The sequence below is a fragment of the Microcoleus asticus IPMA8 genome (genome assembly GCF_013179805.1).
Classification (GTDB): Bacteria; Cyanobacteriota; Cyanobacteriia; order Cyanobacteriales; family Microcoleaceae; genus Microcoleus; species Microcoleus asticus.
This window is the reverse complement of sequence record NZ_SRRZ01000027.1, coordinates 52,023-62,008: the sequence shown is the minus strand read 5'-3', so window position 1 is coordinate 62,008 and position 9,986 is coordinate 52,023. Positions and strand designations below refer to the sequence as shown.

6 protein-coding genes are annotated in these 9,986 nt (G+C 48.2%); all 6 read right to left on the bottom strand.

Translation table 11 applies throughout. The features are described 5' to 3' along the window. On the bottom strand, positions 1-336 hold a 336-nt coding region (locus E5S67_RS09850; RefSeq protein ID WP_172186858.1), incomplete at its 3' end, for a HEPN domain-containing protein. Beyond that, positions 333-653: a nucleotidyltransferase domain-containing protein gene (locus tag E5S67_RS09845; RefSeq protein WP_172186857.1), complete on the bottom strand. Its 321-nt coding sequence runs from the start codon at positions 651-653 to the stop codon at positions 333-335. The genes E5S67_RS09845 and E5S67_RS09850, both read right to left, overlap by 4 nt. After that, complete coding sequence (locus E5S67_RS09840) at positions 650-838, bottom strand: hypothetical protein (protein WP_172186856.1); 189 nt, start codon at positions 836-838, stop codon at positions 650-652. The genes E5S67_RS09845 and E5S67_RS09840 overlap by 4 nt, the downstream gene beginning before the upstream one ends. Before the next feature lie 57 nt (positions 839-895). Next, positions 896-2,485, bottom strand: a complete 1,590-nt coding sequence (locus E5S67_RS09835; RefSeq protein WP_172186855.1) for a glycoside hydrolase family 57 protein — start codon at positions 2,483-2,485, stop codon at positions 896-898. Between the two features lie 103 nt (positions 2,486-2,588). Continuing rightward, positions 2,589-5,762, bottom strand: coding sequence for an EAL domain-containing protein (locus E5S67_RS09830; protein WP_246276708.1), 3,174 nt, complete (start codon positions 5,760-5,762; stop codon positions 2,589-2,591). 512 nt (positions 5,763-6,274) lie between these two features. After that, on the bottom strand, positions 6,275-9,553 hold the full coding sequence (locus tag E5S67_RS09825) for a PAS domain S-box protein (RefSeq protein WP_172186853.1): 3,279 nt from the start codon (positions 9,551-9,553) through the stop codon (positions 6,275-6,277). Positions 9,554-9,986: the final 433 nt, after the last annotated feature.

Genomic DNA, 9,986 nt, shown 5'->3' with positions numbered 1-9,986 from the left:
GAATCGTTGGTTTCGGGAGTTGAGCCCCTTTAAGGGCTCAACTCCCGAAACCAAGCGGGGGAAGGGATTGGAATTATTGGAGATGTCTATTAGGTAGCGGTGCAGTTCTACCGGAACTCGATTAGTGCGAGCGAAGCGTTCCCCAAAAGCAGCGATAACGGCTGAGTGTCGCGAATAGGATAGTCCTTCAGCTTCTAAAAATGCTGTGGCGATATAAAACATTGAATAATAAGCACGGGAAGTGGCAAATTCAGGAAAACCTGTGTTGTTCAATTCTCTCGCTGCTTGCAAACTTCTACTCGCTTTATCCAGTAGTCTTTGTTGTTCAGGAGTCATATCGCTAACCCTTCTTGACGAATGTTGCGGAAGAAACCATTATTGTGCTGATAAAATTGCTCATCAGTGGCAAATGCACAGCTAATCAGCACATTATATTCTAAACATAAGTCGGCAATTAAAATACTAATTCGATCGCTTTCTTGAGAGTAGTTAAAGGATTTTTTTAGAACTATTAAGATATCTATATCGGAGTCTGGTCTAGCATCACCTCTAGCTTGGGAGCCAAAAAGAACAATTTTGTCTAATTGTTCGCCGTAAAGTTTTTTGAGACCTTGCTGAGTTTTGGTGACAATTGTTTGGATTTGTTTATTCATATTTCCCGAGCGGTTGTATTTAGATAATTCGTGTTATTGAACAATTCTATTATACCAAAAAGAGCGCTCGCCTCCGCGTTGAGAAAAATACATAAAGTGCGATCGACCTTTCCATGCCAAAATGCGATCGCCCTTCTCGTTTCACTCATGTGGATCGCCCCATCACCTATAATTTTAATTAGCATCCTTTCCCCCCCCTGAAGCAGGGCTGGGGGGGTGAGAGATTCAAGGGGTAACGAGGCTTAAAGCGATCGATAAACGCGATAATTAATCTCGGGGAAGATGTTATCTATCTCTTCTACCTTCTCCAACCAACCGGAATCGACTTTGCCTTCTTTCACTTCATCGTACAGCTTGTGAAAGCGCATTAAGTGCGATCGAGTCCGCCGCATTGCATAGGGCACCATCGTCCCTGTACGCATGATAAATGCCCAGTCAGAAGATTGAGCTAGCAGCACTTCCCGCGCCGCCTGATTCAAAGCCCGCCACTGCAATTCATCCGCAGGTTCCATGCTTCCCAACTCAATCATCCGTTCCGCAGCTTTGTGCAAGTGCGGGTAAATCCAAGCATTGGTATCGTTGAGCCAATACTCGTGGAAACCCCGGAAACCCCAGCTAGACTGAGACGGGCGGCACACTTGCTGAGTCGGATTTCCCCGCAAATAATCGGCTAAGTGCGTCATCTCGTAGGTATTTTGGTCGTACCAACTCTTGCGGAACAGGTAATCTAAGAACCAAGGCCCTTCGTACCACCAGTGACCGAAAAGTTCGGCGTCGTAAGGTGAAACAATAATCGGCGGACGCTGCATAATGCCGTTCAGGTGCTCGACTTGCCGTTCCCGGTTGAAGGCAAAGTTGCTGGCGTGTTCGGCTGCTTTTTCCCGTGCCCAATACGGATCGTACAACTGTTTATCGCCTAAACCCAATCCGCGACCGGTGATTTTGTGATATTTAATGCCGGTATTTTTCCGCTGACCGTTGGGCATGATGTAGGGCTTAATGTAATCGTAGTCAGCTTCCCAGCCCAAATCTTTGTAGAATTCCCGGTATTCGGCGGCGCCTGGATAGCCGACTTCGGAAGACCAAACCTGCTGCGATGATTCGTGATCCCGGCCGAACGCTGCTACTCCGCATTCGGTGAAAATTGGGGCGTAGCTGCCGTAGCGGGGACGCGGGCGTGCGTAGAGGATGCCGTGGCCGTCTGTGAGAAAGTAGCGGAGGCCTGCGTCGGCTAACATCCGCTCTAAGCCCTCGTAGTAGGCGCATTCGGGCAGCCAAATGCCTTTTGGTCGGCGACCGAAGTTTTCTTCGTAGTTGTCGCAGGCTACTTGAATTTGCGCCCAAACTGCCTCGGGGTACATTTTCATCAGCGGTAAATAGCCGTGGGTGGCGCCGCAGGTGATGATTTCGAGGTTGTTGGTGTCTTGAAATTGTTTGAAGGCTTTTACTAAATCTCGATCGTATCTTTCCCAAAAGTTGCGAACTTGAGAGAAGTGGGCGGCATAATGTTCTGCTAAATAGCGGAGGTGACCGTTTCCGCTGTTGTGTTCGATTTCTAGATCTGCTAATTCTTCGAGTTTAGCCAAGTGGTCGTCGAAGCGGTCTTGCAGCAAGGGGTCGCGCAGCATGGCCACCAAGGGCGGCGTCATGCTCATGGTAATTTTAAAGTCGATGCCGTCGCGCTTGAGCCCTTCAAAGACTTGCAGCAGGGGAATGTAAGTTTCCGCGATCGCCTCAAACAGCCATTCTTCTTCTAAAACGTAGTCGCTTTCGGGGTGGCGGACAAAAGGCAAGTGGGCGTGGAGAACGAGGGCGAGGTAGCCAATAGTCATAGTGATTTGGATGCCGTAGTTATTAACTGACGCCAGTTAGGGACAGCTTTAAAATATTTTAAGATTTTATGCTGAAATGGGACGCACAAAGTGCCGTGTTTTTTTAATTGCCTTTCTCTAACAAACTAAATGTCAGCAAATTATGATTTTCTGCTTGCTGTCGGATTAGGGCTGCTGCTGTTTGAGAGTCTACTGGCTTTGAGAAAAAGTATCCCTGGGCGTACTCGCATTTTAATCCTTTGAGTATAGATAGTTGCGAGGCTTCTTCGACTCCTTCGGCTACTACATCCATGCCTAAATTGTGCGACAAAGTAACGATCGATCGCACAATTTCTGTGGGGTCAATGGCTCCTTTGCCGAGGTCGAAATCACCTCCCATTCTGCTAACAAAAGAGCGGTCTATTTTTAAGGTATTGGTGGGGAAGCGGTGCAGGTAGGAGAGGGATGAATAACCTGTGCCGAAGTCGTCAATGCACAAGTGTATATTTCGGGATCTGAGCTGCACCAGCATTGCTGTTACTGATTCGGAATTTTCTATGAGTACGCTTTCGGTAATTTCTAGTTTTAAACTGCTGCCGTCGAGGTGACTTTCTGCGAGAACTTGGTCGATGTATTCGATTAAATCTGGCTGAGAAAACTGTTTGACTGAAAGGTTGACGCTGACACTCAAAGGCGGGTTGCTCGGAAATAGCTGCTGCCACTGGCGGATTTGCTGGCAAGCTGTGCGCAGTACCCAGCGGCCAAGGGGTACGATCAAGCCGGTTTCCTCGGCGATTGTGATGAATTCGCCGGGGGAAACTAAGCCGCGTTCTGGATGCTGCCAGCGCACGAGGGCCTCAAAACTGGTAATTGTGCTGTTGGCGATCGACACGATTGGCTGGTAGTGAATGATAAACTGGGGCGCTGCGGATAAGGGAGGTAAGGCTGATTCGGGGGATGAGGGAAAGTCTTCTTCTCTTACCGGGTCTCTAATTGATTCGATCGCCCGTCGCAGGTCGTTTTCTAGCTGCAACAGCCGCAAAGCGTGGGCGTGCATGGAACTGTTGAAAACTTCGTGTCGGGCTCGGCCGAGTTCTTTGGCGCGGTACATTGCTGTGTCGGCGTCGCGCAGCAGGGTTGTCGGTTCCAGGTATTCGCTAGAACTCAAAGCTATGCCGATGCTGGCGGTGATAAATACTTCGTGTCCGTCTAGAACGATGGGCGAGGTGATTTTCTTTTGCAGGCGGTTGACAATGGTGGTAGCTTCATTTAGACCGTCGATGTCTTCGAGCAACAGCACGAACTCGTCTCCTCCGAGGCGGGCCACTGTATCTCCGCCCCTGAGACAAGCTTCCAGACGCCGCGCGATCGCGACTAGCAGTTGATCGCCGATGGCGTGGCCGAGGGAATCGTTGACTACTTTAAATCTATCTAAATCGAGAAACAGCACGGCAAACAAGTAGTCTTTGCGCCGTTTGGCCAACCTCAGAGCGTGTTCCAGCCGATCGGTAAATAGCGATCGGTTGGGCAATCCGGTGAGCGCGTCGTGAAAAGCGTCGTGCAGCAGTTGTTCCTCGGCGAGTTTGCGCTGAGTGATGTCGTGACAGTTAATCACGATTCCCTTGACTGCGGGATCGTACAGCAAGTTGGTGGCTACAGCTTCTACATAACACCAAGAACCGTTGCGGTGGCGGACTCGGTACTCAACTGGGCACTGGCTTCTTTTGGGGTTTCTAATGGCTTTGTGGAGGGTTTCGGCGATCGCGGCGCAGTCGTCGGGGTGAACTATGTCTAAGGCGCTGCGCCCGATCGCCTTGTGGGGCGCGTATCCTAAAATTCGCTTGACAGAAGGGCTGATGTAGCGGAAGATTCCATCGCCGTCGAGAATGATCGTGATGTCTGTAGCGTTTTCAATCAGCGATCGAAATCGCTGTTCGCTTTGCCGCAGCGCTGATTCGGCTTCTTTGCGATCGCTGATGTCGAGAGCTACTCCGTCTACAATTATGTCGCCGTTTTCGTTCTTGGAAAATCTGGCGCTGTCTTGCACCCACTTGACCTCCCCAGATCTCAGAACGATGCGGTACTGGCGATCGCAGGGCCAAAGACTCGCTCTCGATGCTGCTACGCTGCTGTCACACGAGCTTTTGTCATCTGGATGGATGATTTCCGTCAATAGTTCCGGGCGCTTCATTACTTCTTCGGCAGCGATCCCAGTAACTTCGCGCACGCCCGAACTGATGTAGGGCATAGAAATTGTGCCGTCTGAATGAAGCACGGTGCGGTAAACTGAGCCGGGAATATTGGCTGCCATTGTAGCTAGCTGCTGCTGGATGCCGCAGACTGCTGCTTCGGCGCGCTTGCGTTCTGCGAGTTCGGTTTGGGCTTGTTGGTAGAGTTCGGCTTGGTGGATCGCGATCGCGCACTGATCGGCTATGGCTTTGAGTAGCGACAGTTCTTCGGCGCTCCAAGAGCGCGCCCGATCGCACTGATAGAGGGCAATTCCTCCCAAAAATGACTGCTGGTAGAGCAGCGGGGCGATCGCGACGGCGCGAAACCCTACAAAATCTGCTGATGCTTGCAGGGACGGGCACAGGGTCGATAACTCGTCGAGGGCCAGGGTTTCTCCGGCCGCGAGCCCGGAGTGGTAGTGCTCGGCCAATTCGCAATTTAGCCCGACGAACCGTTCTCTGTCGGCTGCTTTACTGATGTAGCGAACTCTGATGCCGCCTGCGCCATCTGGCTGCAAGATCGCGCAGGCGCTGATTTCGAGAGCTTCGTGCAGTTGATCTGCAGTGGTTTGGAGCACTTCGTCGAGTACAAGGGTGAAGCGCATGGCTTGGAGGATGCGGTTGACGATCGCTTCTCGCTGAGCTTGCCGCTGAATTTGGGCGATCGCTTCTTGCTGCTGGCGGCGCATTTTGTATTCTTGGAGCGATCGTTCTAAGACTGTTGGCAACCTAAACAGCCGCCCCTTTAATACGTAATCGGTCATTCCGGCTTTGATGCACTCAACTGCCGCTTCTTCTCCCAAACTTCCGGTTACTAAAATAAATGGTATGTGTTGCCCTAATTCCTTCATTAATTTCAACACTTCTAAACCGTTGAAGCCGGGGAGGCGGTAATCTGATAGTACAGCATCGTACTTGCAATTTTGGAGTAATTTTCTGCACTCTGTTGCTGTTTCTGCCGTGTCGCAATTAAATTTTACTCCCCCCGCTTCTAAGGCGAGCATTATTAACTCCATATCTTCTGCCATGTCTTCGACAATCAACAATTTTAATGTTGATTCCGTTACCATTTTTAGTAGATAGTTGGTCGGAATTATATCTAACATAAGGTATTCGGAAGTTTTTAATTTGTTGTTTGTGTTGTTGCTGAATGTCATTTTTAAAATTTAGTTTTGTTAAGTTTAACTCAAATTTTTTAGTTGTTTTTAGTAAAATTAATTATATGCTCTACTCTCCAGACCTTTATTTAGCACTCGGAGCCGAGGGCTGAGCGAACCGATTGGGGAGCATCTGACCTTTGTACCCAAGCTAGAAATTGGAGTTTTGAGGCAGGAGGCAGAAGGAAAGAGACAGAAGGAAGGAGCCAGAAGAACTGTTTTCACAAATATGAGATGCTCCCATCCCAATTCTATAAAAAGCGTTTTTTAGGAGTGCGAGCATCTTGCACAGTCTAGAGTTTTCGCTGCGAGTTCTCACAGCGAACAGTCCTGTGAAACCAAAATTCGGATGCTCTGACAGATTGTGACTTCTTTAAGTGTATAATAGTTTTAAATTTTGCATTTAAAACTATTATAAAGTTAACTTACGAATCTATATTGGCGTTTGAGATTGTTTGCCCTAGTCTAAAGTAAAACGTGGCTCCTTGACTAGGTAGGCTTTCTGCCCAAATCGTGCCGCCGTGACGATTAATAATCCGCTGGACGATCGCCAAACCGATGCCCGTACCTTCAAATTCTCTCTGGGAGTGCAGCCTCTGAAAAGCTCCAAACAGCCGATCGGCATATTCCATCGGAAAACCCACGCCGTTATCCTTGACAAAAATCGTTCCATCGGGTAGAGCCTCAATAACTATTGTAGCCGGAGTGCGTCCGCGGCTGAACTTGACGGCGTTGCTGATCAAGTTGCTGAACACCTGTTGCAGCAAGGTTGGATCTCCCGTTACCGTCGGCAAGTTTCCGACGGCAAATTCAACGCTGTGGGGAGTTTGGGCCGGATCTGCGACTGTTGGGGGTTTAGTCAATTTAATCGCAGTTTGCACCAAACGGGTCAGATCGATCGGAATGTACATCAACTCGGTGCGAGCCACCCGCGACAAGGCGAGCAAACCGTCAATCAACAGGCTCATTTTTTGGCTGCTATCTTCAATTACTTCCAGATAGTGAACTATTTTGCGATCGCTCAACACCTCAGTTGCTTCTAGCCGCTGCTTTAAGGCATCCACAAAACCTGAAATGTGTCGCAAAGGTGCGCGCAAGTCGTGGGAAACTGAGTAAGAAAAAGATTCTAATTCTTGATTGGCAGCTTCTAATTGCTCTGTGCGTTCTGACAAAGCTTGTTTTGTCTCTACCAACTCAGTGACATCGCGAGCAGTGCCAATTAAAGCATAAACCTCGCCGTTGAGATTTCTCATCGGAATTTTAAACGTGTCGAAGTAAGCATTGCCACCCGGTATCACCACAAATTTTTCCTGGTAGTGCAGAGTTTTGCCGGATTCAAATACCTGCAAATTTTCCCGGCAAAATCGTTCTGCGATCTCGCTGGGATAGCACTCAAAAATAGTTTTGCCCTGCATCTGCTGCCTGCTGTCGAGTCCTGAAAATTCGACAAGGGGATGGTTGACAAAAGACAAGCGCATATTGTCCCGTTCTACAACATAAATGCAGTCCGGTAAAGTATCAAAAAAAGTCTCTAATTCTGCGGTACGCTGCGCGACCTGAGCTTCTAAAGTTTCGTTGAGTTCTTTGAGTTCAGCTTCTACTCGTTTGCGTTCGGTGATATCTTGACCAATGCCGATACACCTGCCGTCGGAAAGGCGAACATTTGCCCAAGAAGTGTCGATAATTCGCCCGTCTCTAACTTTTGTTTTGAAGTCGCTCCAGTTCTCATTGGCTGCTTGGATTTTATCGAAAACGTATTCACGGTATTCTGGCTGCGGATAAAATTCGGCCAAGATATCGCGGCCTTTGATTTCTGCCAAACTCCAGCCGAGCACTTGTTCCCAGTGGCGGTTTACCCAGTTTATTTTACCGTTTTTGTCTAATAATCCCAGCATGATCGGCACGTTGTCGAAGATAGTTTGCAGCAGTTCTTTTTGCTGTTTTAATGATTCTTCGGCTTGTTTGCGATCGCTGATGTCGAGTACGGAACCGATAATTTGCCTCATTTTTCCGTCTGGGGTTCTTTTGAAGATTGTAGACCGAGCGTGTACCCAGCGCCATTCCCCATTTTTATGTTTTATTCTGTAGTCTATGTCATCGGTTTCATAGGGATTGCTGCTGTGTTTGAGCCGCTCCATACCTGTAATTAACTTTAACAGATCCTTGGAATGAACTAAGTTAGCGATAGCATCTGTACCGAAATCTTGCCATTCTTTGGCAGTGTAGCCGAGTATGGGTGTGACAGATTCATTTGCATAAATAGTTTTGTTTTCTACTGCATCGTAAATGTAGAGAAAGTTCGGGATAGTTGTCAAAATGCTCTCTAAAAGTTGTTGATGTTGTTGCAGTTCCGATTTTGCTTGTTTGCGCTCGCTTAAGTCCAGCACGAAACTGACACCTAACTGCTTCGTTCCTTCTAAAAATGAGCTGCCCAGCATCACCGGAACGCGACTACCATCGGAGCGTATAAATTCTTTTTCAAAGGGAACAACCGTATTTCTAGCCTTCAGTTCGGCAACTTTTTCTGTATCTAAACGCACGTATTCTGGTGGTGTCATTTCTTGCCAGTTAATTCTTCCTGAAAGTAGATCGTCCCGCGTATAGTTTACCGAGTTTAAAAACGCGGCATTCGCATCTGTAATGCTGCCGTTAAGGTTCCAAAAAATGAGGCCAATCATGTTAGAATCAACTAGAACTCTAAATTTGGATTCGCTTTGCCGCAACTGGGATTCGACTTGTTTTAGCTCTGTGATGTCGCGGGCGATGGATAAAACAGTTTTTACTGAATTGTCTTCAGCAAACTCGGGAATGACTCGACAGTGGTAATGTTTTATGCCCTCGGTAGTGGGAATCTCAAATTCTATGGTTTCTTGTTGGCCGGTGCCAAAAACTTTCAGCAAAGTCTCGTCCCACAGGTCGCACAAGTGGGGTGGCATTCCTGATTGTCTGTTGCTTTTGCCAATCAATTCTGCGGGGGTTTTTCCGGTTGCTGATTCTACTGCGTGGTTGATGTAAAGGTGGCGGAATTCTCGATCGAACCTGGCGATGATATCAGGCGCATTTTCGGCTAGGGCGCTGAAAGCTTGTTCGCGCTGGTGCAGTTCTTCTTGAGTGCGGTGGTATTCGGTTAAGTCTCTGGCAAAAGAGAGAATTGAAACTACTGTTCCCGATTCATCGATTAGTGCAGAATTGTACCATTCGCAGTAAATTACCGAGCCATCTTTGGTATGGTTGCGGTTGTGGCTAATGTTGCGGGGTTCCCTGCCCTGTAAAAGTTGATTTGTGACGGCGCACACTTGCTCGAAGTCTTCTTGATGAACTATTGACCATTCGTGCCAATCTTTGCCGATTACTTCTGCTGCACTCCAGCCAAATATTTGTTCTGCCATTGGCGACCACCGCACTATCCGAAATTCCCTGTCCCACTCTATAACTGCCATTGGCGAGTTTTGGAGGTGCAATTCCAGCCGCGAGTTGGTTTGTTTTATCTTACTTTGAAGTTGCTGGCGGAGTTGCTTAGCCTCGGCAAAGCGGGCCGTAATTTCCTGTGTGTTTGCTGAGCCGGCGTTGGCAATGCGAGCAATGGTTTCTGCTGTTTGTTTTTCGAGTTCGTTCCAAGCTAGTTCGAGAGCTGATTCCGCCTGCTCTAGCTCAGTGATGCTGTTCTGAAACAGTGTGGCACTTTCAACTGGAATTTCAGGCATATTTTTGACACTTAGGCAAGTGTTACTTTTACAATTCAAAATAAAAGTTTAAAAATTAAAAATATATAATTGTTATGTCAAATTATACATTTTTAATTTTTAATTTGTGCCCAAAGCCGATCGTTGTCGGCGGGCGGTGCTATTAAAGACTGCCACTAAAAGGGTCTGGCGTGCAGATCGGCAATTGTGGTCGATCGATCTAAAACTTTCCTAGGCAAGGGTGTGGGCGGGAGCTGGCGCTAAATATATTTTTGCACAGGGTTGTTGTTTGGAGACGATCGAACGGATATCGGCGTGGCTCGGGGCGTGGGTCGATCGCGAATTTGTAGGAGGGCGTTATGTGTGCCGATTCCCATTGGTCTCAACTTAACCTGCTTTCCCACAGTGCGGTAGGGGGTTTCACCCCCCTGCCGCACTGCGGGTTTGACGTGCT

Coding starts and splice junctions, on each gene's coding strand:
- E5S67_RS09835 (WP_172186855.1), bottom strand. CDS start 2,485: ATGACTATTGGCTACCTCGCCCTCGTTCTCCACGCCCACTTGCCTTTT.
- E5S67_RS09830 (WP_246276708.1), bottom strand. CDS start 5,762: ATGGTAACGGAATCAACATTAAAATTGTTGATTGTCGAAGACATGGCA.
- E5S67_RS09825 (WP_172186853.1), bottom strand. CDS start 9,553: ATGCCTGAAATTCCAGTTGAAAGTGCCACACTGTTTCAGAACAGCATC.
- E5S67_RS09840 (WP_172186856.1), bottom strand. CDS start 838: ATGCTAATTAAAATTATAGGTGATGGGGCGATCCACATGAGTGAAACG.
- E5S67_RS09845 (WP_172186857.1), bottom strand. CDS start 653: ATGAATAAACAAATCCAAACAATTGTCACCAAAACTCAGCAAGGTCTC.